A 22405-nucleotide genomic window follows, 5' to 3' on the forward strand; every position below is an offset into this window, starting at 1 on the left:
TTCCTCCGTTTTCTATTCATCTAATATATTTTTCAATTTTTCATACTTAGCGCTATCCTTTTGAAATGCATTCTCTTTCAACCCTTTGTTTATTTGTATCCATTCAGTCGTAATCGAATATTGAATCATACCTTCGTGGAAACTAAGGAATTTTAGCATAATCCCTGTATTTTTCTCTACAACCATTTCAAATTTCCCTCTTAAATCTTCAGATGTACTTACAGGCATTTCTATATTTATTGTCCCTTCTATTTTGTAGCAATCAAGTCCAAGATACTTCGTTTCTTTATAATTCCAATCTTTATATCGAATTAATAGATCGGCAAATTCGGATTGAATACTATACTTTGCGAATCCCACATATTCATCATCATATCTTTTTTTCTCACCTGATTTTCTCAATAACCTTTCCGTAGGATTTAATTTTAATAGTTCATAGTTTCTTTCTTTCGGGCTCCATTTTGTTTCTTTGTATGTATACTTCTCGTCATCAAACTCTTTTTTCTTACCCTCGTTATATATAATGGTTCGTTTTTTCGCTAGTTTATCTTCTTTCGAAGAGATACCTCTTTGTTGCTCCGTATCAATCGCATATTTGTATGTTGTAGCAATTCTTGAAGAACTAGAATATTCCTCAAATTGTCCTGAAATATTATTAAAATGATCAATGGAATCTAGCATCTTTTCATGAATCTTTTCTTTATCTGGATAATTTGCATTCGCTTTTATTTCCTCTTCGTTTTCGTAATCAGAAAATGCCTTTTTCTTTACATATTCAAACACTCCGCCTTTTTGAGCAAAAATTTGATCAGAAAACTCCGACATAGACACAATTGAAAGTGCTAGAACCGCAGCACTTATAGCCATCATATAAACTCTGTAACCTTTCTTTTTTACCGGGAGATTATGTAGTGTACGATTAATCTTTTCATTTAACTCTGGTGGCACTATAACACTCTCTTCTTTTATTCTCTTTTTTAATTTCTCATCAAATAATTTGTCATCAGCCATCTTTTGCACCCCCTATTCCATCTTTAATCGTTTCTGTAGTTGTTCCCTCGCACGTGCCAATCTCGATTTCACTGTTCCTTTTGGTACTTCTAAAAGCTTCGCTATACTCTCTTGATTCATATCTTCATAATAATAAAGCACCGTAACAGCTCTTAACTCTTCATGTAACGATTGAATCGCATTACACAAATCTATATCTTCATACTGATCGCACGCACTCATATTGTAATCATTCTCTTCTGTCACAATTATCTTTTTATACGTTCTAATAATGTTATTACATTCATTCATTAAAATTCGAATCAACCAAGTTTGAAAAAACTCTTCTTTCTTTAATTTTTTTATATTTTCATAGGCTTTTAAAATTGTTGTTTGTATCGCATCCTCTATATTTGTCTCATCACGTAACATAGCCTTTGCAATACGATACATCTTTACTTTTTCTGTATGTATAAGCCTCATAAATGCTTCATGATCACCTTTTTTTGCTAAAGAAACATCGGTTTCTTCTTTTACAATCATTTTATATAAAGGGATTACTTTCACAATTGCTCCTCCTGTTTCATCCTCACTTCAAATTTAACTTTACATGTATTAGACGGATGAGCCTAGAAAAAGGTTCATTTTTTTGAATATTTCCATAAAAAAAGGTAAACATTTTTCATGTTTACCTTTTTTTATACGTAACTCTGAGGAGATATCCATTTGGATCGACAACTTTAAAGCAATTATTTTTTTATAAAACAATAATGACTTTTCTACATCATTTACATATAGCTGCAACTCATTCGTTTCCTCCTCATCAAAAAAAGTCCACTCATATAGTGGACTTTCTACTCTACAACGGTAAATCCCTCTTCTTAAACAATACAATCGCTACTATAAAAATACAAAGCGCTCCCGCAGCTAAACCTATACTTACTGGCCATATATTATACGTTCCTTCCGCAATTTCTTTTGGACGAAACAGTGTAAATAACGATAGACTTTTCATCCACTCTAACTTATCACTTAATTTACCTACCATATTTAGTACAAAAAATAAAATAGTTAAACTTGCTGAGTAGCTAAGTGCTTTTCTTTCATCATTACATATACAAGAAAAGAAAAATGAATAAGCACTAACGACTAAAAATATGAGCCCTCCGACTATATTTATCTTCAGGAATAATTCTTTATTTAAATTATTATCTTGTAAAAACCATTCCGCACCTACTATGCCCGCTACATACGTAACAACTACAATAATTAGTAGTCCTAATATGAGAACAGAGGCTTGCGTGATTGCAATTTTCACTCTAGATACAGGTGTCGCTAATAAATATGCCATCGCCCCTTTATCTACATGCCGGGCAATTAAATGTGTTGCAACTGTAACGCAAAAAATTGTTAATATGATAATAAACAATAGACTATAGTACTCACCAGCTAAAAAATCCATTACGTTTTGAATCGGACTTTCCATGCCAACAATTTTTTTCACACTATCAGGCATAGCGCTTATTAATTCATTTAAACCTTTCGCTGATACCATTGAAGGGAATATCCAAATTAACAACCATAAATAAAGTGCAGCACCCATAGCATAACTTAAAATACTTTTGTGCGCTTCTTTCAAACTAGCTAAAAACAATTGCTTATTCATGCTTTACCCCTTCTTTCTTATCGTAATAATGCATAAATAAATGTTCTAAATCCATTGCTCTCGTTTGAAGTGCCGTTACATTATAGTTTGAAAGTATTTGTAAAACAGTTTGATAGTTTCCTTGTACAATAATAGATGCCGCTCTACCTTTCACCGCTTCAAATTGTAAATTACATTGCGCGAGAGAGGCAATCTCTTCCTCTGATGATACAGTTACATCTATCACCTGTCGTCTCATACTTTGTAAATCATGAATATTTTCAACCGTTACAAGGCGCCCATCTTTAATAATCGCTACTCGGTCACATGTACGCTCAATTTCAGTGAAAATATGTGAAGACATAAGAATTGTTTTTCCTCTTTGCTTTTCCTCTACTATTAAATCTATAAACACTTGCTGCATAAGTGGATCAAGTCCTGATGTCGGTTCATCTAAAATTAACACCTCTGGATCATGCATAAATGCAGCGACAATCCCTACTTTTTGCTTCATTCCTTTAGACATTTTTCGAATTGGTGTTTTCACATCAAATTGAAGACGTTCTATTAATTCATCTCGTCTTTTCGTATCCTTTAGCCCACGCATTCCTTGCATTAACTTCAAAAACTCTAATCCGTTCATTCCTTCAATAAAAGAGATTTCTCCTGGTAGATAGCCAACTTCTCTTTGAATTTTCGCTGCTTCATTCCAACAATCCAATCCAAAAATTGTCGCTTTACCATCTGTCGGTTTTATAAACCCCATTAAATTACGAATTGTTGTGGATTTCCCGGCACCATTTGGTCCTAAGTAACCGAATACTTCCCCTTCTTTCACTTCAAATGTAATATGAAACAAACCTTTTCCATTTGAAAATTTTTTTGTGACATTTTGAACTGAAATCATAATTCCACCTCATTTTTTGAAATATTTAATATGTGATATTTCAAAATTATTGTACTCCTCCTCTTTCATATTCGCAACAACTTTTTGAAATATTTGTATGTCCATATTTCAAAATTATTGTTTTCTATTATTTTTTCTTGTATATTTTAATTGAGGTGATTGCATTGAACGGCTTTGAAAAAGTGAAAGAAAAGAAAAAACGTGCTATTAAAGAGGCAGCCTTCTTATTATTTTCAGAACGCGGATTTAATGAAGTGAAAATAGAACATATTGCAAAAGAAGCAAACGTTTCTCAAGTTACCATTTATAATCATTTCGGAAGTAAAGATGCGTTATTTCGAGAGCTTATACAAGAATTTATTATATCTGAATTTCAATATTATAAAGATCTTGCAGCGGAAAAATTACCTTTTCATGATATGATGCAAAAAATGATTGTAAGAAAAATGAATACTGGTGGGTTATTTCAGCCGGATATGTTACTACAAATGATGCAAAGAGATGAAGAGCTCCGAAAGTTTATTTATAGTTATCAAAACGAAAAAATCTTGCCTTGGTATTTAGAAATATTAGAACAAGCACAGCAAAAAAATGAAATTAATCCCCACCTTACTAAAGAAATGATGTTACTTTACATTCAAATGTTCACTAAATTAGGGGATGATTTCGGAGCACAACTTCTTGAAAGAGATCGTGAAAAACATATACAAGATATCGTTACGATGTTCTTTTATGGACTGTCCGTCCCAGAAAAATAATTGTATCTAAAGAACAAATAAAATCAACAAAAAGCCCTTTGATATTTAAATCTCAAGGGCTTTTTCATGTCAAATAAATGGCTAAAACTAACTTTATCTTAAAGAAGTGAAATGCTGCTTTATAGATAACACCTTATTATAGATTAACTCTTTTAGCATAACAGGCTGAATTGAGATAATCGTTTCACCGAAATTCAGAAAATAGTTCGAGATAAAATCAACTTCTTGTTTATTGAAATAGCCTGTTATAATATAATGTTCATTTTCTTTTTGTATCCTCATGGAAGGATAATTCTCTTTATCAAAAATGTCTTTTCCTCTTTGATTAACAATGACAATAAAATCAATTGCATCAGGTTTTCTGTGAAAAGTAGCAAGATAATTTAATAATTCCTCAAGATTTTTTGGCTTCGTATTACTTGTTTCCACAATAGAAAGAATTTTATCACATCTAATTATTTGAACATTATTTGTCTCAAAATTAAAGATTTTAGCATACCACTGGCCAAATTTAGATTCTATTCGAATAAATTGTGCAATCAAGGCTTTCTCCACATCTTTTTTTAAATATGTTAAATGATAAACTCGCTCAGCAAAAATCCCCTGCAAAATTTCTTTTAAGAACGGACTAAAATTACTATGATTTGTTACTTCAAAAGAAAGCGTTCGTTCCATAATTGCAATATTTTTACGCACATTATCAGGTAAGACATGTTTAAATTTATTTTCAAGCGCAATACTTTCTATATTGAATGGTTTTGTCTTGTATCCATTTAATGTAAGAATTGAAAAATATAATGCATACATTTCATCCACACTAAAATAAATTGGTGACAACACACTATTTTCTATAATTTTATAACTTCCATTTCTGCCTAGTTCAGAATATATTGGTACACCTATTTCTTCTAATGATTGAATATCTCGCAACGCGGTACTTTTAGAAATATCATATCTAACCATTAAATCTTTTAAATTAAAATATCTTTTATTATTTAAGAAAATAAGCATATCATTTATTCGTTCCGTTTTTTTCATATTTCCCTCCTCGAAAGGTGTCATGTATTGAAACCTTTTTAGTCTATATTATAATTATTAACTAATAAAGGAGTTATAAATTTATGACATTAGAAATAGCTATTTTTCTTTCAATGAATGGGCAAGCAAAGGAGGCAATTCATTTTTATATACGTAATTTAGAAGCCAAAAAGTTAATGGTTGTTACGTATGAAGAACTGGCGAAAAGAGATAGTTCTTTCAAAATTACAAGTGAAAATAAAGATCATATTGCTCACTCTGTTTTACAAATTGGGAATACAAAGCTAATGATAGCAGAAGATACAATGAATCCTAACGAAGGTTATAACATTGGAAATAACATGTCACTTTGCATTCAAAGCGCTAATTTAGAAGAAATACAAAGATTTTATAATAATTTAATTTCCTATAAGAATGTGAAGGTAATCTCTCCACTAGAAAAAAATGTATTTAGTGAAGCATATGGTATTATTGAAGATCCTTACGGCATCCAAATCCAGTTAATGTATGATAAGCGATTAAACTAAATAATTTTTCATATTCCTAATAAAAAAGACACGAAATTCGTGTCTTTTTATTTTACAGTGATAACTCTACCCGTTTCATTACTTTCAACCGCTAATTGAATAAGTCGAATAACTTCTAAACCTTCTTGTGCTGTTACAGGTGGTTTCTCACCATTTATAATGCTATCTCTTACACCTTTATAGTACATGTCATAACAGCCGACTTCTGTTGGAATACGTACTAACTCTTCTTCTGTTTGTAGAGTAACAAAATTCTCTTCAGCGTCTACTCCATAACCGCTATCGCCTGGCTTCATTCCATTTTTTAATTGTTCTTCCTGTGAATCCATACCGTATTTCACGATAGAACCTTTATCTCCATGCATTGTAAAGTGTGGACCTGCCTTTTTCACATAACTGCTACTACGTAAAATGACACGTTTAACTCCGTAGTGAAGTACTATGTGGAAATAATCATCCACCTCTGCACCTGGTCGCTGCTTAATTACATCTGCACTTATCGCATTTGGTTTCCCAAATAATGATAATGCTTGGTCAATTAAATGCGATCCTAAATCATATAATATTCCTGATCCTGGTAAGTTCTTTTCTCTCCAGCGATCACGTACATGTGGACGGAAACGATCAAAATGCGCTTCATATGCGTATAGATTCCCTATTCTATCCTCTTCTAATAATTTCTTTATCGTTAAGAAATCATTATCAAAACGGCGATTATGATATACACTTAATACCACATTATGTTTCTTTGCTAATGAAATAAGCTCTTCCCCTTCTTCAATTGAAACAACAAATGGTTTTTCTACAACAACATGCTTACCGTTTAATATTGCTTCTTTTACATATGGAAAATGAGTTGTATTTGGTGAAGTAATGACGACTAAGTCAATATCAGCTCGCTTCACCAATTCATCAATTGTACTAACGACGTTAGCACTCGGTAATGTTTCTTTTACTACCTCTTCTTTTGAAGATAATATGGCACGAATATCGTATTCTTCTATCGTTTGTAATAATGGGATGTGAAATGTTGTACTAGAAAATCCAAACCCTACAATCCCTACACCTATTTTTTTCATGTTGCCCCTCCATTTATCCCGCTATTTGTGGGCAGTAAGACCCCCACTGATTAAAGTTTCACTTTATGAGAACGATTTCATTCAGTTATTATAACAAGATTATTATAATTTACATAATAAATTGCCTAGAAAAAAGCATCTTGCCATTATTTATGGCAAGATGCTTTTTTTATTCCGGTCGTTTTTTCGTCCACGTTTCAATAACTTCACCAGTATCATTAACATCTAGTACTAAACTACCGTTACTATACCTGTCCTTATTTCGATACGCTTTCGGATCAATTTCTTCTACTATATGTTTCTCTGTCTTCATGTAAACTAGTTCATCGTCTCTAACGATTTCAATACCGACAATGCGGTATGGATTACGTTTTAACTCTTTGAAAATAACAAGACCTCGCTTCGCCCTCGTTGATTTCTCAATTTCTGATGCTTTTAGGCGTTTTACAGCACCACGCTGCGTTACGAGAATAAGTTGATCTTTGTCACCATTTAATGGCTTACCAGCAGCAACATAGTCATCTTCTTTTAAATTAATTGCTTTCACACCAGCGGCTCTTACACCGACTGGACTTACTTCATCTTCATGGAAAATAAGTGCATATGCACCGTGTGTAGCAAGAACGATATCACTCGTTCCATCTGTCGCAAATATATCAACAACTTCATCATCTTTTTTCAAGTTTACAGCAACGAACGCTCTTGAGTAACGCTGTACTTTATATTGGTTTAATTCTGTCTTCTTAATCATACCATTCTTTGTTACAAATACGATAAATCGCTTTTCTTCCTCAAAGTTCGGTACGACAGTTGCCCAAATAATGGTTTCATCCCGGTCGAGTGAAACGATATTAGCAACGTGCTGACCTAAATCTTTCCAACGAATATCTGGCATTTCGTATACTGGCAAATATATATAGTTTCCTTTATTCGTAAATAAGAGGACTGTCTCTGTCGTATTCGTATCGAATCGTTCAAGTAAGATGTCACCCTCTTTCATACCGAAGTCTTTGCCGTTTGAGGCATTATGTGAGCGCCATCCAGTACGTTTCACATATCCTTCTTTCGTTACAGTAACGATGACATCTTCTTGTGGGATCATCACTTCTACATCGATTTTAATTTCCTCGATTTGATCTTCAATAATCGCGCGTCGATCATCACTATATGTTTTCTTAACTCTCTTTAAATCTGTTTTAATTACTTGAAGTAATCTTTTTTCACTTTGTAAAATTGCCTGTAGCTCAATAATTTTCTTATTAAGCTCATCTGCCTCTTGTTGTAGTGCTGTAATATCTGTATTCGTTAAACGATATAATTGCAAGGATACAATTGCTTCCGCTTGCGCTTCTGTAAATCCAAATTTCGCACTTAAATTATCTTTTGCATTACGCTTATCTTTTGAAGCTCGAATCGTTTCAATAACTTGGTCTAAAATCGATAATGCTTTCTTTAAACCTTCCACAATATGTTGACGATTTTCTGCCTTTCGTAATTCATATTGCGAACGTCTCGTAACAACTTCTTTTTGATGTCCAATATATGCATCCAAAATTTTCGGTAATGTCATAAGCGTTGGACGGCGATTATTAATCGCTACCATATTAAAGTTATATGGTATTTGTAAATCTGTATTTTTATATAAATAATTTAAAATACCTTCAGAATTTGCTTCTTTTTTTAATTCTACGACAATGCGAAGACCTGTACGATCTGTCTCATCACGCACTTCAGCAATGCCATCTAATTTTTTATCTAGACGTAACTCATCCATTTTCTTAACAAGGTTTGCTTTATTTACTTCGTATGGAATTTCAGTAATTACGATTTGCTGTTTCCCACCACGAACCGTTTCAACTTCTGCTTTCCCGCGAATAATAATTTTACCTTTACCTGTTTCATACGCCTTTTTAATACCGTCAATCCCTTGAATAATACCACCTGTTGGGAAATCAGGTCCTTTCATAACTGTTAATAAATCATCAACAGTACTATTCGGTTTATCAATACGCATCATTGTAGCGTCAATAACTTCTCCAAGATGATGCGGAGGAATTTCTGTTGCATAACCAGCGGAAATCCCTGTAGATCCGTTCACTAATAAGTTCGGGAACGCTGCTGGTAAAACAACCGGTTCTTCACTCGTATCATCAAAGTTGGATACGAATTCTACTGTTTCTTTATCAAGATCACGTAATAACTCAGATGCAATTGGTGATAATCGGGCTTCCGTATAACGCATTGCTGCTGCTGGATCCCCGTCAACACTACCGTTATTACCATGCATCTCAACTAAAACATTACGTACTTTCCAAGTTTGGCTTAAACGTACCATCGCCTCATATACAGAGGAATCACCATGCGGATGATAATTACCAATAACGTTACCGACTGTTTTAGCTGACTTACGGAACGCTTTATCGTGCACGTTTCCTTCTACATACATAGAATATAAAATACGTCTTTGTACTGGTTTTAAGCCGTCACGCGCATCTGGAAGTGCGCGATCTTGAATAATATATTTACTATAACGTGCAAAGCGATCACCTAACACGTCTTCAAGCGGGAGGTCATGAAACTTCTCTGCTTGCATGTTATTCCACCTCCGTCTCCATAATCATTTCATTTTCTAAAATATTTCCTTCTTCTTGCATACCAAACTGTACATTGCGCTCAATCCATTTACGACGCGGTTCTACTTTATCACCCATTAATGTTGTAACGCGGCGCTCTGCCCTCGCTGCATCATCAATTTTCACGCGAATTAATGTACGCGTTTCAGGATTCATCGTTGTTTCCCATAATTGATCCGCATTCATTTCGCCAAGTCCTTTATAACGCTGTAACATGTAACCTTTTCCAACTTTTTTCGTTACTTCATCTAATTCATCATCTGACCATGCGTATTCAATTACTTCACTTTTTCCTTTTCCTTTACTTACTTTGTATAAAGGAGGAAGTGCGATAAACACTTTACCAGCTTCGATAAGTGGTTTCATATATCTGTAGAAGAATGTTAATAACAATACTTGAATATGCGCCCCGTCTGTATCAGCATCGGTCATAATGACAACTTTATCGTAGTTAATGTCTTCCACATCAAATTCATTGCCTACACCGCCGCCAATTGCATAAATGATTGTATTAATCTCTTCATTTTTAAAGATATCAGCAAGCTTTGCTTTTTCTGTATTAATTACTTTACCACGTAATGGTAATACCGCTTGGAAACGTCGATCTCGTCCTTGTTTCGCAGAACCACCGGCAGAGTCACCCTCTACTAGGTACAGTTCATTTTTCTGCGGATTACGTGATTGTGCGGGTGTTAATTTACCACTTAATGTACCTTCTGATTTCTTTTTCTTTTTACCAGTACGCGCTTCTTCTCTCGCTTTACGAGCGGCTTCACGTGCTTGCGCTGCTTTAATTGCTTTTCTCACAAGAAGTGTAGCTACGTCCGGGTTTTCTTCTAAAAAGTAAGCTAAATGCTCTGATACAATGGCATCAATTGAAGAACGAGCTTCACTTGTACCTAGTTTCCCCTTCGTTTGTCCTTCAAACTGAAGTACTTCTTCTGGTACACGTACAGAAACGATAGCCGCTACACCTTCACGAATATCTGTACCTTCTAAGTTTTTATCTTTTTCTTTTAATAGCGAAACTTTACGAGCATACTCATTAAACACACGCGTCATTGCTGTCTTAAATCCAGCTTCATGTGTTCCACCATCTTTTGTACGTACGTTATTTACAAACGATAGAATATTTTCTGAGTAGCCATCGTTAAATTGAAATGCTAGCTCTGCCTCAATTCCATTTTGTTCACCAGAGAAATATACAACTGGATGAATCGAATCTTTCTCTTCGTTTAAGTATGAAACGAAAGCTTCAATTCCTGTTTCATAATGAAACACATCTTCTAAATCATTTCGTTCATCTTTTATTGAGATTTTCATCCCTTTTAATAAAAATGCAGATTCGCGTAATCTTTCACATAAAGTTTCATAGTTATAATTTGTTGTACTGAAAATTGTTGTATCTGGTTTAAAATGCATTGTCGTACCAGATTCTTTTGTCTTTCCGATTTTTTCAAGCGTCGTTACAGGAACACCACCATTTTCAAAGCGTTGTTCATAAATATTTCCGTCACGCTTAATCGTTACGACTAACCATTCTGATAAGGCGTTTACAACTGATGCCCCAACACCGTGTAAACCACCGCTTGTTTTATAGCCACCTTGACCAAACTTACCGCCTGCATGAAGTACAGTTAAAATAACTTCAGGTGTCGGTTTCCCAAGTTTATGCATTCCCGTAGGCATTCCTCGCCCTTTATCAATAACGCTAATACTATTATCTTTATGTATTACGACAGAAATTTCGTCGCCAAATCCCGCTAACGCTTCATCAACGGAGTTATCTACTATTTCGTATACTAAATGATGCAATCCACGGCTGTCCGTGCTCCCGATATACATACCCGGGCGTTTTCGAACGGCTTCAAGTCCTTCTAACACTTGAATCGCATCTTCATTATATTGGAACTGATGCTTCGCCAAACTCCTTGCCCCTTTCCTAATCCAAAATCAGAACATATGTTTCTATTATAGAATAACGCCTCGACTATAGTTTTGGCAAGTTATCTTATCTCTTTTATATACCATTTTCAATAGAAAAATCCTTGTTTTTTCACAAGGATTCCTCTAGGCTACTATTTCAGAAAAATAATCGTTTGTCAACGAGAAATGGATATGTATGCCAAGATTACATATTCCAAACCTTTATTATGATCCAAATGATCAAGATCCAAAACGGGATTACAAGTAACAATCCCCAAAAACAGCCTTTAAAAAATCTCATGATGAACACCTCGTTCATCGGCCCTACTTATCTATAATAAGGGCTGAAGCAATCTTTCTAACTTTACAATCTATACTATTTTGTCATTGCATGTTCTACTTTTATGCAACGATCCATTATTACAGTATAGTCTTTTTCTTTTAAAAGTTGATATGTATCTTCATCTTGTACTCCTAATTGTGCCCAAAAAACATCTGCATCAATCTCCACAAATTCTTTTGCAACATCCATTAAAAATTCTGAACGGCGGAATACATTTACAATGTCAACATGTTCCTTAATATCTTTTAGTGAAGCAACTGCCTTTTCTCCAAGCACTTCATCTACTGTTGGGTTTACTGGAATAATGCGATACCCAGCATCTTGCATTGCTTTTGACACCATATACGATGTACGTTCTGGCTTATCTGATAATCCAACAACCGCAATTGTTTTGCTTTTCTTTAATACTTCACCAATTTCCGTACGAGTTGGGTTTTCAATCATCATAATTAATCCCTCCTATTCCTTTAGTATAGCCGATAAAGAAAGTCTCTTTCAATATGAAAGAGACTTTCTTTTATTCCGATTATTGATTCTTTGTAGCTGAGTTATCTGCTAAAGTAGCTGTTTTCGTCATTTTTTGACCGTTACGATAGAATGTAACTTCCACTTTCTCGCCTACTTTTTTCTTTTCATATAAATATTTACGGAATTGAAGAGCATTCTCTACTTTTTGATTATCTAATGCTACTACAATATCATATTGCTCTAAACCAGCTTTTTCGGCCGGTGATATTGGGTAAATTTTACCTAATACAACACCGTTTGTTACGTCTTTCGGTACTTTCAATTGATTTACTGCATAAGCTTGCACATCTTCTAATGAAACAACACCTACTCCAAGGGCTGGACGTTTCACTACTCCGTCTTTTTCAAGTGATTCAATAACTGGCTTTGCGATATTAATTGGAATAGCAAATCCAATTCCTTCAACTTCTTGTTGTGCAATTTTACTTGAATTAATCCCAATTATTTCACCGTTTTGGTTAAATAACGCACCACCACTATTACCTGGATTGATCGCTGCATCTGTTTGAATAACTTGTGCTTGCCAATCTGGACGTTTGTCCCCATCAATATCAACTGGAATTTCACGTTCTTTACTACTGATTATACCTTCCGTTACACTTCCATCAAACCCTAGTGGGTTACCGATCGCAATTGCTTTTTCACCCGCACGGATTTTACTTGAATCACCTAAAGTGGCAACTTTATTTACATTAGATCCATCAATTTCTACAACCGCTAAATCTAACCAAGGGTCTTTCCCTACAAGCTTTGCATCTACTTTTTTACCATCACTTAGTTTTACAGCAAGTTTATTTGCTCCATCTACTACGTGGTTGTTTGTTACAATATATGCTTTATTTCCTGCTTTTTTATAAATCACACCTGACCCTGAACCGGCTTGTTGTTCTTGACCTGTCGGTTGCATTGCAAATGGATCAATGCTTTGTTGCATATTAATAACACCTACAACAACATCTTTCGCGCCTTCAATCATCCCAGGTAAATCAGTCTCATTTTTTGCTTTATTGACAACAGGAACTACAGTACCTTCTACTTTCGAATCTGAACTAAATGATGATACCGCCGCTCCATTATTTTGAGCCCATGGCATATATGGTGCTGCAAAACTAATTGAAACAGCCCCAACTACAGCTCCGACTAAACCTGTGAAAAAATAACCTTTTTTACTTCCTGATTTTCTCACTTCTCTCGTTTCACTATGCTCTTCATTTAAATTTGGTCCGTCGTAATATCCCATGTTTACTTCCCCTCTCTGGTGAATTCGTATTTTCAGTATAGTCACGTTTTGTGTCCTTCTTGTGAACTCATCGTGAAATCCAATTAAAAAAATACTCTTATCTAACATTGTAGACAAGAAATGTATTTTTTGTACATTCTGCCTGCCAAAGAGGATATAAAATCGACATTTCCCTAGGCTAAAGTACACAATCCGTTACGATTATTCTTCAAACTTATAACCTACTCGAATAACAGTACCAATATGCTTCGCTTTATCTCCTAGCTTATTTCGTAGTTTTTTAATATGAGTATCAACCGTTCGGTCATCACCGTAATAGTCATATCCCCATAACTGATCTAATAAATGTTGACGTGATAACACAATTCCTTTGTTCTCCATTAAATAAACGAGAAGTTCAAATTCTTTATGTGTCAAAATAATTTCTTCTCCATCTACTAAAACAGTTCTAGATAGACGATTCACTTCTATTCCAGCTAAAGACATAGCATTTTCTTCTGCTACCCCTACCACGCCATCCGCACGTTTCAGTAACGTCTTCGCGCGAGCTACTAACACTTTCGGGCTGAAAGGTTTCGTTACATACTCATCTGCACCTAATTCGAACCCTAGTAATGTATCATCCTCATCCGAACGTGCTGTTAACATAATAATTGGTACTGCTGATTCTTTTCTAATTCGTCTACAAACAGACCATCCATCTATTTCTGGTAACATAATATCTAACATAATTAAATCAATTTCATGCTCTGCAAATAATTCTAACGCTTTTTTTCCGTCTTCTGCTTCGATTACTTCAAAGCCTTCATTGCGAAAATAATCGCTAACAATTTCACGTAATCTTCTTTCATCTTCAACAAGTAATACTGTTTTATTCATATAATCTATCCCGCCTTTTTACTCTTTCAATCGAATAATACGTTGATTGGAGCTTCCGCGAAATGGAAGTGTTAAATCTTTTTTCTCGATTTCAAATCTTCCATCGACTAAAACATCCCCATAATGTAACAACTCTATCATATCATTATTTTGAGAACTCTGTATCTCTTCTAACGTATAACCTGTATACATCCATAAATTTTTTTTCAAATCTTTCACTGCTCTTGCTACTTGTTTCACTTCAGCAGCTTGAAAAAATGGATCTCCACCTGAAAATGTTACATCAGTTAATGGATTACTTGCAATCTCTTTCACAATTTCTTCTACTGTCATTTCAGTTCCATTACAAATATTCCACGATTTCGGATTATGGCAGCCGAAACAACGATGCGGACAGCCCGCAAAAAACACGACTGTCCGCAACCCTTCTCCATCTACTACACTATCATGAATGATGTTCATCACTTTCATTTATGCTTCACCCGATCCATCTCTTCACTACGTTTCGCACTATTCCACTTCGACATATCTCCTACAAGATAACCTGTTATACGGCGAATTCTTTCTATGTTAGCCTCATCTTCATTTCCGCAGCTCGGACATTCATTTCCAATAACTCCGTGATAACTACAGCACTTACAACGGTCAACAGGGTGATTAATTGAACCGTATCCAACGCCATTCTCTGCCATCGCTTGTACAATTTGTTTTAATGCCTTTTTGTTATGCATTGCTGCTCCATCTAGTTCAATATACGTAATATGTCCCCCGTTACATAGAGCGTGGAACGGGCCTTCTAAACGAATTTTATTTATCGCCTGAATGTCATAGTAAACTGGGATATGGAATGAATTCGTATAATAATTATGGTTCGTTATACCGCTAATCACGCCAAATTCTTCCCTATCCTTTTTCACAAACTTCCCTGATAACCCTTCTGCAGGAGTTGCAATGACTGAGAAATTCAGTTCATGTTCTTCTGTCGCTTTATCCATTCTATCTCTCATAAAGGAAATAATTTCATATCCGAGTTTCCATGATTCTTCATCTTCTCCGTGATGCTTTCCTGTTAAAGCTACTAAACACTCCGCAAGACCAATAAAACCAAGACTTAACGTCCCTTGCTTTAAAATCGATGCTACAGAATCTTCAGGCTGTAACTTTTCTCCACCGCGCCATACACCTTGTGAATATAAAAATCGAAAATCTCTTGCTCGTTTCGTACATTGATACTCAAATCTCTCTAATAATTGCTGGATTCCTACATCTAAGTAATAATTTAACGCTTCAAAAAACGCTTCTTGTGAACCACTAATGAGTGCTAATTTCACTAAGTTAATGGACGTAAATGATAAATTCCCTCTTCCAATCGCCGTTTCTTCTCCATGTATGTTAGACATAACACGAGTACGACATCCCATGTAACATACTTCACTTTCCGGTCTTCCATCATAATGCACAGCATTAAATGGCGCATCTAAAAATGAAAAGTTAGGGAATAATCGTTCAGCCGTTGTCTCTAACGCTAATTCAAATAAATCATAGTTCGGATCGCATTCTTCAAAATTCACACCTTTTTTCATTTTAAAAATTTGAATAGGAAAAATTGGTGTTTCCCCTTTACCAAGACCAGCTTGTGTCGCTTTTAAAAGTTGTTTAATTAAAAGTCTTCCTTCTTTCGATGTGTCTGTTCCATAATTAATAGAAATAAACGGTACTTGCCCCCCGCCCCTACTATGCATACTATTTGAATTATGAATGAAAGCTTCACAAGCCTGATACGTATCATTTTCTGTTTCTTTCCACGCAAATTCTTCTATTTGTTCTTTCGTAAGCGGATATGACTGTAATCGTTTCTTATGTCTCTCTACTGTTTTTCTCACATATGGAGCTAAATCGACATCAAAGAGTGCAAACGATTGACCACCATGCTGCATATTTTGATTCGCTTGAAAAATAATAGATGAAAGAGCTAATGCACTTTTAATGTCTTGCGGTTGTCTCATATGTCCATGTCCGGTATGAAAACCATTCGCAAGCATTTGCGCTAACGGAATTTGTGAACAAGTTGTCGTTCCTGTCGCATAAAAATCTAAATCATGTGGATATAATATATTTTCATTTATCGCTTTTTTCACTTGATCTGACAATAAATTTTCAACAGCGTAATATTTCGCACTCTCAGATGCGAACGTTCCCATTACTCCCATCGGAGAGCGGCCATCTACATTTGCATTTTCTTGCATTAAATCTTGTTCATTTCCGTGGACTATTGTCTCAAACACTTTCATTAATTCTTCTTCTCCACGTGTATTATTTTGTAACATTTATAACCCTCCACCAATATGTTGTTGTCTTTTGATTAAAATGTTACTACATATAGTCTTAGTGTTTCTGTGAGAAATGTAACATTCCTGTGAAATTTTTTGCACGAAATAATGAATTTTTCATTTACAAAAAAGAAATGTGCTCTTTACAAATGTATGGTACAATATACGGGAAAAACTCTTTTTACCCTTTATCAACACATTTGAATAAAGGAGACTGAACTTATGGTTACTACATATCTTTTATTTATCGTTGCCTACTTACTTGGCTCGATTCCATTTGCACTAGTCGTTGGAAAGATTGGTTATGGAATTGACATTCGTGAGCACGGAAGCGGTAATTTAGGCGGAACCAATACATTCCGCACACTAGGGAAAAAAGCAGGTTTTATCGTTACAATTGCTGACATTTTAAAAGGTACATTAGCAACGAGTCTACCGATTATTTTCGCGTTAGACATTCATCCACTATGGTTCGGATTAGCAGCTGTTCTTGGACATGTGTATCCGATTTTCGCGAAATTCCGTGGTGGTAAAGCAGTTGCAACTTCTGCTGGCGTGCTATTATGCTACTCACCAGTTGTTTTTGCAATTTTAGCTGTTGTCTTTTTCAGCCTTTTATTTACAACAAGATACGTATCACTTTCTTCTATGGTAACAGCTGTCGTTGCCGTTATCGCATCAATTGTTAGCGGGGATAAAATCTTCATTATTGCGATGTGTTTATTAGCAGGTATGGTTATTTATAAACACCGTGCAAATATTGGACGAATTATAAATAAAACTGAACCGAAAGCAAACTTTTCAAAAAAGCAAAAATAAGATCGTAACCCACATAACGCAAAAAGAAAACGTGAAGCATATTAATAGCGTCTTTTTGCGTTATTTTTTATACTAAAGAAAAAGCAACATAATTTGGAGGAACTATACATGAATCTTTCCGTAACAAAAGAAGCAGCACAATGGTATAAAAACGAATTAAACTTACAATCGGGTGAAACACTGCGCCTTTTCGTACAATATGGCGGTTGTAGTACTGTGCAAAAAGGACTTTCTTTAGGTATTCGTAAAGATGATCCTGCACATCCTGCTGTTCAAATTCAAGAAGAAGGTATTAACTTCTTTATTGAAAGCGATGATGAATGGTTCTTCGATGGACATAATTTATCTGTTACATTTAACGACGGTGATGATTTCCCGCAATTTAATTATGAAAAATAAAAAAACGTGGCTTCCGCCACGCTTTTTTATTTTTTCTTAATTTCCTCATATTTCGCATACCACTCTGGATAGAACTTTTTAAATGATACGGGCCTGAACCCTTCTTTTTTCGCACAAATATTTGTCGTACTTGCCGTAATACAAAGTTCACCTTCACCATTATATATTTCATATCCATATACAACGCGAAGCGGGCTCACTGTATCAACCCACGTTTTTACAATTGCTTTTTCCCCGTAACGCATTGCTTTACGATAAGAAATTTGCAAATCTAACACAGGAGAAATAATTCCTTCTTTCTCCATTTCAACATATGAAAACCCTAAATCTTGTATAAGTTTCGTGCGACCTAATTCAAGCCACACCAAATAGTTTGAATGGTAAACAACACCCATTTGATCTGTTTCCGCATAACGGATTTCAACTTCATGTTCTGCTACAAACATATATATTCGCCTTCTTTCACTTCTGCTACCTTGCATACATTTAATCATAATACAGTGAAATCAAAAATAAAATAAAAACAGTGAATCTTTTACCGAAAGGAGCAAGCATATGATTCAAATTGTAACGGTTCGTAGCGGTGATAGCGTATATAGCTTGGCATCAAAATATGGATCAACACCTGACGAGATAGTAAAAGACAATGGATTAAATCCAGCTGAAACACTCGTTGTTGGTCAGGCACTGATCGTGAATACGAAAGGGAATAATTATTATGTACAGCCTGGCGATAGCTTATATCGAATCTCTCAAACATATAACGTTCCTCTCGCTAGTTTAGCTAAAGTGAATAACTTATCTTTAAAATCCATTCTCCACGTTGGACAGCAATTATATATACCGAAAGGGACGAAACGTGCAGTAGAATCCATCGCTTATTTACAACCTTCCACTATACCTATTAAAGAAAGTTTAGTTAATGCTACACGTGCTATTAATCCATTTTTAACATACTTAGCTTACTTCAGCTTCGAGGCAAAAAGAGATGGTACGTTAAAAGAACCAACTGAAACAGCTAAAATCGCTAATATTGCAACGCAAGGTAATACCATCCCTATGCTCGTTATTACGAACATCGAAAACGGAAATTTCAGTGCCGATCTAACATCCGTTATTTTACGGGACGCAACAATCCAAAACAAATTTATTACAAATATTTTGCAAACTGCTGAGAAGTACGGTATGCGAGATATTCATTTCGATTTTGAGAGTGTTGCACCCGAAGATCGCGAAGCGTATAATCGTTTTTTACGAAATGTGAAAACACGCTTACCTAACGGATACACATTAAGTACAACGCTTGTACCAAAAACAAGTTCCAATCAAAAAGGAAAATTTTTCGAAGCTCACGATTATAAAGCACAAGGACAAATTGTTGATTTCGTCGTCATTATGACATATGACTGGGGATGGCAGGGCGGACCACCGATGGCAATCTCTCCTATCGGTCCTGTAAAAGAAGTACTTCAATACGCAAAATCTCAAATGCCTCCACAAAAAATTATGATGGGGCAAAACTTATACGGATTCGATTGGAAACTTCCGTTCAAACAAGGAAACCCACCAGCAAAAGCAGTTAGCTCTGTTGCAGCTGTTGCACTTGCTCGTAAATACAATGTTCCTATCCGCTATGATTTCACAGCTCAAGCTCCACATTTCAATTACTTTGACGAAAACGGTGTACAACACGAAGTTTGGTTTGAAGATGCGAGATCTATTCAAAGTAAATTCAATTTAATGAAAGAACAAGGCATTGGCGGTATTAGTTATTGGAAGATCGGCTTGCCATTTCCACAAAATTGGCGTTTACTCGTTGAAAACTTTACGATTACGAAAAAGGGCTGACAAAAGTCAGCCCTTTCTGTACATTCTGTTAAGATTCATCTTTGATTTCACTTTTTAATGAGTCAATACTTTCTAAACGTCTTTGATTTTTTGCTTCAATAGCAGAACGGTCTTTTTCATTAGAAAGCTCCGCTGTTTCTTTTGCTTCATTAAAGTTATCAATTGTATTTTGCACCATTTCTTGTAACTTTTCAGCGTTATCACTTCGATTATCTGGATTTGGCATGTACTTTCCTCCTAATATTGTATATACACACCATCTTAAATTACCTATCTTCCCTCAAATTTATACATAAAAAAGGAGAATACAATATTCTCCTTTTCTTTAACCGTTATCAACAATCGGTTGTTTGCCCGTTTGGTCTTGCATTTGCTTTCCTTTATTGCCACCAGCTTTTTTTGATTGTGTTCCAATATGATTCGGTGCAAAGTCTTTTGAATTCTTTTTCGGATTACCCATTACTATCGCCTCCTTAACAGTAGTATCGTACTAGTGTTAAGAATTATTCAGCTTGCTTAAAAAGTTTCATTTCATAACGTTTTTCAATACGCTCTTCAATGCGATCGATTGCATCGCGATCGCTTAATAATTGTTGTTTATTTTCTTTCACAAGCTCGTCAAACGATTTACGGCGACTTCTTCTCATGCTGTTCACCCTCTCTCCTTCGCTTTCTTATTACATAGTATGAGCAAAGGAAAAACTATTTAATCAGATTTGCAAGAAAATTTTATGTTTTAGTACTCCTAAAAAAACTCCGTGTACAGTAAAATGTACACGGAGTTTATTACACCATAATATTCAAATATTCTTTTAGTTTTTCATCTGCATTCATTTCACTTTGTTTATAATCATGCAGCGCTTGCAATACAAAATCATACTGTTCTAAAATATAACTTTCTAATTTCAGGACGTCCTCTAAGCTATTAAGCATAATTCTCGTGTTACCAACTTCACTTTTTAACGCCGATTCACAGGCTAAACTCGTACATATTTCTTTCACATCATCTTCTAATATGTCTGTTAATACGTATTTCTTTCGCCCTTTTACCTTTAATCTCATAACTGGATAAAAAGCTTTTATATCTAAATAGCTTCCTACATTCATGCAACGAATCCATTCAATATCACGTTTATTTCGTACAAGTATCTCTTTTACCGCTTCATATACTGCTGTTTCATCAAGTACTTCTGTATTCGATTTCCTTTTCGCCTCTTCTTCAATAGAGGCACATTTTTGATAAACTGCTGCACAAGTAATACAATCATCAAATGCATTATGAGAACTTAAACGAATTCCAAGCATTCGCTTTAACGTTTCAAGTTTATGATTAGGAGCGTGTTTCATATATTTCTTCGCTAAAAATACAGTATCAATCACTTTATTTTTCGGTTCCGGTAAACCAAGCATATTCACATTACTTTTCAAAAAGCGCATATCAAAAGATGCATTATGAGCGACAATTACATTTGTATGTAAAAATGCTAAAAATAAAGGTAACACTTCTTCAATCGTCGGTGCATCCGAAACACGATAATTTGTAATACCTGTTAAACTCGTTATTCGGTCCGGAATTGAACGCTCTGGATTCACATAGGAAACAAATTGATCTACTAGTTCATGATTACGATATTTCACTGCTGCGACTTGAATAATTTTATCATTATAAGGGTTAAATCCTGTTGTTTCAAAGTCAATTACAACATAATCTAACGGTAAGGATATATTCCCCACTCCAAATACACTCCTTTATCTCTCAACGTTTATATTTCTTTCATCATATCATGAAGCTTTCACTACGTGAAAAAGAAAAGGCAGAAATGATTATATTCCATCTCTACCTTTTCACTGTTATTTTAATTTAGCAATCCGTTTCTCCATTTCTTTTTGTGTCATCGGTCCAATAAACTTATCTTGAATGACACCTTTTGTATCTATAAAATACGAAGTTGGGATCGTAATGACTTTATACGCTGTTGTTACATCAATGTTCTTGTCCAATAAAATAGGAAAAGTAATTCCTTTTTCCTTTGCAAAATTACTTACCTTTTCTATCCCCCCGCCTTTTTCTGAAGGCGTATAATTTATTGCTAAAATTTCTACATTTTCTTTATGCTCTTTATAGAAAGCCTCCATATCTGGCATTTCTTGCTGGCAAGGCCCACACCACGTTGCCCAAAAGTTTAAAATCACTTTCTTTCCTTTTAAATCTGATAACTTTACATTCGTTCCATCTAACTTCGTTAATTCAAAGTCTGGCGCACTCTTCCCTATTTCAATACCATTACTTGCAATCATTTCTTTCATAGCAGCTTCACTTTTTGTGCGCTCCCCTTGGACCGCCTGATCGTTTTTACCAAACTGTTCATAAGCTGCATATCCCGCTAAACAAAGTAATACTACAATAATCGTAAGCTTCCGCCACATGTTATATCACCCTAACGTATTTATCTTCTTATAACTTAATCACTCAAATACTATATACCTTATTTTAGCTTATACGGACAAGCTTGGAA

General features: G+C 34.9%; 24 protein-coding genes. 5 read left to right on the forward strand and 19 right to left on the reverse strand.

The genetic code is table 11. From position 1 onward, the window contains the following. Positions 1-12: 12 nt before the first annotated feature. The 4 genes from MR083_RS03810 to MR083_RS03825 form a co-directional block, all read right to left on the reverse strand. Positions 13-1011, reverse strand: a complete 999-nt coding sequence (locus tag MR083_RS03810; protein WP_242268591.1) for an anti-sigma factor — start codon at positions 1009-1011, stop codon at positions 13-15. A 12-nt stretch (positions 1012-1023) separates the two neighbouring features. Then, positions 1024-1557 carry a sigma-70 family RNA polymerase sigma factor gene (locus MR083_RS03815; RefSeq protein ID WP_000864742.1) on the reverse strand — a complete coding sequence of 178 codons (534 nt, stop codon included), beginning with the start codon at positions 1555-1557 and terminating at the stop codon, positions 1024-1026. A gap of 292 nt (positions 1558-1849) precedes the next feature. Next, entirely contained in the window at positions 1850-2656 is an 807-nt protein-coding gene (locus tag MR083_RS03820) for an ABC transporter permease subunit (protein WP_242268593.1), read from the reverse strand. Continuing rightward, positions 2649-3542, reverse strand: coding sequence for an ABC transporter ATP-binding protein (locus tag MR083_RS03825; RefSeq protein WP_000626589.1), 894 nt, complete (start codon positions 3540-3542; stop codon positions 2649-2651). Before MR083_RS03825 ends, MR083_RS03820 begins: the two co-directional genes overlap by 8 nt. Before the next feature lie 155 nt (positions 3543-3697). On the opposite strand from MR083_RS03825, the gene MR083_RS03830 reads away from it, so the two are divergent. Further along, positions 3698-4300 carry a TetR/AcrR family transcriptional regulator gene (locus tag MR083_RS03830; RefSeq protein ID WP_226990212.1) on the forward strand — a complete coding sequence of 201 codons (603 nt, stop codon included), beginning with the start codon at positions 3698-3700 and terminating at the stop codon, positions 4298-4300. Between the two features lie 93 nt (positions 4301-4393). On the opposite strand, the gene MR083_RS03835 is transcribed toward MR083_RS03830, so the two are convergent. Beyond that, on the reverse strand, positions 4394-5362 hold the full coding sequence (locus MR083_RS03835) for a helix-turn-helix transcriptional regulator (protein WP_029141175.1): 969 nt from the start codon (positions 5360-5362) through the stop codon (positions 4394-4396). 59 nt (positions 5363-5421) lie between these two features. On the opposite strand from MR083_RS03835, the gene MR083_RS03840 reads away from it, so the two are divergent. Then, on the forward strand, positions 5422-5865 hold the full coding sequence (locus tag MR083_RS03840; protein WP_000171334.1) for a VOC family protein: 444 nt from the start codon (positions 5422-5424) through the stop codon (positions 5863-5865). A gap of 47 nt (positions 5866-5912) precedes the next feature. On the opposite strand, the gene MR083_RS03845 is transcribed toward MR083_RS03840, so the two are convergent. The 8 genes from MR083_RS03845 to MR083_RS03880 all read right to left on the reverse strand — a co-directional run bounded on the left by MR083_RS03845 (position 5913) and on the right by MR083_RS03880 (position 16820). Then, the gene (locus tag MR083_RS03845; RefSeq protein WP_000719733.1) at positions 5913-6944 is read right to left on the reverse strand and encodes an oxidoreductase; all 1032 of its coding nucleotides are present in this window, start codon (positions 6942-6944) and stop codon (positions 5913-5915) included. Between the two features lie 169 nt (positions 6945-7113). Then, complete coding sequence (parC, locus tag MR083_RS03850) at positions 7114-9537, reverse strand: DNA topoisomerase IV subunit A (protein WP_001147473.1); 2424 nt, start codon at positions 9535-9537, stop codon at positions 7114-7116. 1 nt (position 9538) lies between these two features. Continuing rightward, positions 9539-11503, reverse strand: coding sequence for a DNA topoisomerase IV subunit B (parE, locus tag MR083_RS03855; protein ID WP_001062200.1), 1965 nt, complete (start codon positions 11501-11503; stop codon positions 9539-9541). 376 nt (positions 11504-11879) lie between these two features. Continuing rightward, positions 11880-12293, reverse strand: coding sequence for a CoA-binding protein (locus MR083_RS03860; RefSeq protein WP_000972424.1), 414 nt, complete (start codon positions 12291-12293; stop codon positions 11880-11882). A 79-nt stretch (positions 12294-12372) separates the two neighbouring features. Further along, positions 12373-13614 (reverse strand): S1C family serine protease, encoded by a 1242-nt coding sequence (locus MR083_RS03865; RefSeq protein ID WP_000542636.1) that lies wholly within the window; start codon positions 13612-13614, stop codon positions 12373-12375. A 201-nt stretch (positions 13615-13815) separates the two neighbouring features. Beyond that, a complete protein-coding gene (locus tag MR083_RS03870) occupies positions 13816-14493 on the reverse strand; it encodes a response regulator transcription factor (RefSeq protein WP_001044683.1) in 678 nt (225 codons plus the stop codon). A gap of 18 nt (positions 14494-14511) precedes the next feature. After that, positions 14512-14964 (reverse strand): anaerobic ribonucleoside-triphosphate reductase activating protein, encoded by a 453-nt coding sequence (nrdG, locus tag MR083_RS03875; protein WP_000867064.1) that lies wholly within the window; start codon positions 14962-14964, stop codon positions 14512-14514. After that, positions 14961-16820, reverse strand: a complete 1860-nt coding sequence (locus MR083_RS03880; RefSeq protein ID WP_000940077.1) for an anaerobic ribonucleoside triphosphate reductase — start codon at positions 16818-16820, stop codon at positions 14961-14963. Before MR083_RS03880 ends, nrdG begins: the two co-directional genes overlap by 4 nt. Positions 16821-17045: 225 nt before the next feature. Here MR083_RS03880 and plsY point away from each other — a divergent pair, with 225 nt between their 5' ends. Together plsY and MR083_RS03890 are read left to right on the forward strand one after the other, a co-directional pair. Continuing rightward, on the forward strand, positions 17046-17642 hold the full coding sequence (gene plsY, locus MR083_RS03885; RefSeq protein WP_000258965.1) for a glycerol-3-phosphate 1-O-acyltransferase PlsY: 597 nt from the start codon (positions 17046-17048) through the stop codon (positions 17640-17642). Positions 17643-17750: 108 nt separating this feature from the next. Continuing rightward, the gene (locus MR083_RS03890) at positions 17751-18041 is read left to right on the forward strand and encodes a HesB/YadR/YfhF family protein (RefSeq protein ID WP_001054446.1); all 291 of its coding nucleotides are present in this window, start codon (positions 17751-17753) and stop codon (positions 18039-18041) included. A gap of 26 nt (positions 18042-18067) precedes the next feature. Here MR083_RS03890 and MR083_RS03895 read toward each other — a convergent pair whose 3' ends face one another. After that, a complete protein-coding gene (locus tag MR083_RS03895; protein WP_000495815.1) occupies positions 18068-18487 on the reverse strand; it encodes an acyl-CoA thioesterase in 420 nt (139 codons plus the stop codon). 109 nt (positions 18488-18596) lie between these two features. Between MR083_RS03895 and MR083_RS03900 the strand changes: the two genes are divergently transcribed. Further along, entirely contained in the window at positions 18597-19889 is a 1293-nt protein-coding gene (locus tag MR083_RS03900; RefSeq protein ID WP_000614837.1) for a glycoside hydrolase family 18 protein, read from the forward strand. 28 nt (positions 19890-19917) lie between these two features. On the opposite strand, the gene tlp is transcribed toward MR083_RS03900, so the two are convergent. The 5 genes from tlp to MR083_RS03925 all read right to left on the reverse strand — a co-directional run bounded on the left by tlp (position 19918) and on the right by MR083_RS03925 (position 22316). Further along, a complete protein-coding gene (tlp, locus tag MR083_RS03905) occupies positions 19918-20115 on the reverse strand; it encodes a small acid-soluble spore protein Tlp (RefSeq protein WP_001133509.1) in 198 nt (65 codons plus the stop codon). Between the two features lie 99 nt (positions 20116-20214). Next, entirely contained in the window at positions 20215-20349 is a 135-nt protein-coding gene (gene sspN / locus MR083_RS03910) for an acid-soluble spore protein SspN (protein ID WP_000527987.1), read from the reverse strand. A gap of 43 nt (positions 20350-20392) precedes the next feature. Continuing rightward, positions 20393-20536 (reverse strand): FbpB family small basic protein, encoded by a 144-nt coding sequence (locus MR083_RS03915; RefSeq protein ID WP_001254697.1) that lies wholly within the window; start codon positions 20534-20536, stop codon positions 20393-20395. Between the two features lie 139 nt (positions 20537-20675). Next, positions 20676-21623 carry a 3'-5' exonuclease gene (locus tag MR083_RS03920; RefSeq protein WP_242268595.1) on the reverse strand — a complete coding sequence of 316 codons (948 nt, stop codon included), beginning with the start codon at positions 21621-21623 and terminating at the stop codon, positions 20676-20678. 117 nt (positions 21624-21740) lie between these two features. Next, positions 21741-22316: a TlpA family protein disulfide reductase gene (locus MR083_RS03925; protein ID WP_000269068.1), complete on the reverse strand. Its 576-nt coding sequence runs from the start codon at positions 22314-22316 to the stop codon at positions 21741-21743. Positions 22317-22405 lie beyond the last annotated feature (89 nt).

The sequence above is a fragment of the Bacillus cereus group sp. BfR-BA-01408 genome, from assembly GCF_022663305.1.
Taxonomy (GTDB): domain Bacteria; phylum Bacillota; class Bacilli; order Bacillales; family Bacillaceae_G; genus Bacillus_A; species Bacillus_A pacificus.

What these genes read in the sequence shown, in the direction of transcription:
- parC (WP_001147473.1), bottom strand. Translation starts at nt 9,537, where the DNA reads ATGCAAGCAGAGAAGTTTCATGACCTCCCGCTTGAAGACGTGTTAGGT.
- MR083_RS03925 (WP_000269068.1), bottom strand. Translation starts at nt 22,316, where the DNA reads ATGTGGCGGAAGCTTACGATTATTGTAGTATTACTTTGTTTAGCGGGA.
- nrdG (WP_000867064.1), bottom strand. Translation starts at nt 14,964, where the DNA reads ATGAAAGTGATGAACATCATTCATGATAGTGTAGTAGATGGAGAAGGG.
- MR083_RS03895 (WP_000495815.1), bottom strand. Translation starts at nt 18,487, where the DNA reads ATGTTTGTAGCAGAACATGAAGTTGAAATCCGTTATGCGGAAACAGAT.
- MR083_RS03820 (WP_242268593.1), bottom strand. Translation starts at nt 2,656, where the DNA reads ATGAATAAGCAATTGTTTTTAGCTAGTTTGAAAGAAGCGCACAAAAGT.
- MR083_RS03900 (WP_000614837.1), top strand. Translation starts at nt 18,597, where the DNA reads ATGATTCAAATTGTAACGGTTCGTAGCGGTGATAGCGTATATAGCTTG.
- plsY (WP_000258965.1), top strand. Translation starts at nt 17,046, where the DNA reads ATGGTTACTACATATCTTTTATTTATCGTTGCCTACTTACTTGGCTCG.
- MR083_RS03825 (WP_000626589.1), bottom strand. Translation starts at nt 3,542, where the DNA reads ATGATTTCAGTTCAAAATGTCACAAAAAAATTTTCAAATGGAAAAGGT.
- MR083_RS03840 (WP_000171334.1), top strand. Translation starts at nt 5,422, where the DNA reads ATGACATTAGAAATAGCTATTTTTCTTTCAATGAATGGGCAAGCAAAG.
- MR083_RS03865 (WP_000542636.1), bottom strand. Translation starts at nt 13,614, where the DNA reads ATGGGATATTACGACGGACCAAATTTAAATGAAGAGCATAGTGAAACG.
- MR083_RS03835 (WP_029141175.1), bottom strand. Translation starts at nt 5,362, where the DNA reads ATGACACCTTTCGAGGAGGGAAATATGAAAAAAACGGAACGAATAAAT.
- tlp (WP_001133509.1), bottom strand. Translation starts at nt 20,115, where the DNA reads ATGCCAAATCCAGATAATCGAAGTGATAACGCTGAAAAGTTACAAGAA.
- MR083_RS03890 (WP_001054446.1), top strand. Translation starts at nt 17,751, where the DNA reads ATGAATCTTTCCGTAACAAAAGAAGCAGCACAATGGTATAAAAACGAA.
- MR083_RS03915 (WP_001254697.1), bottom strand. Translation starts at nt 20,536, where the DNA reads ATGAGAAGAAGTCGCCGTAAATCGTTTGACGAGCTTGTGAAAGAAAAT.
- MR083_RS03810 (WP_242268591.1), bottom strand. Translation starts at nt 1,011, where the DNA reads ATGGCTGATGACAAATTATTTGATGAGAAATTAAAAAAGAGAATAAAA.
- MR083_RS03870 (WP_001044683.1), bottom strand. Translation starts at nt 14,493, where the DNA reads ATGAATAAAACAGTATTACTTGTTGAAGATGAAAGAAGATTACGTGAA.
- MR083_RS03860 (WP_000972424.1), bottom strand. Translation starts at nt 12,293, where the DNA reads ATGATGATTGAAAACCCAACTCGTACGGAAATTGGTGAAGTATTAAAG.
- sspN (WP_000527987.1), bottom strand. Translation starts at nt 20,349, where the DNA reads ATGGGTAATCCGAAAAAGAATTCAAAAGACTTTGCACCGAATCATATT.
- MR083_RS03845 (WP_000719733.1), bottom strand. Translation starts at nt 6,944, where the DNA reads ATGAAAAAAATAGGTGTAGGGATTGTAGGGTTTGGATTTTCTAGTACA.
- MR083_RS03880 (WP_000940077.1), bottom strand. Translation starts at nt 16,820, where the DNA reads ATGTTACAAAATAATACACGTGGAGAAGAAGAATTAATGAAAGTGTTT.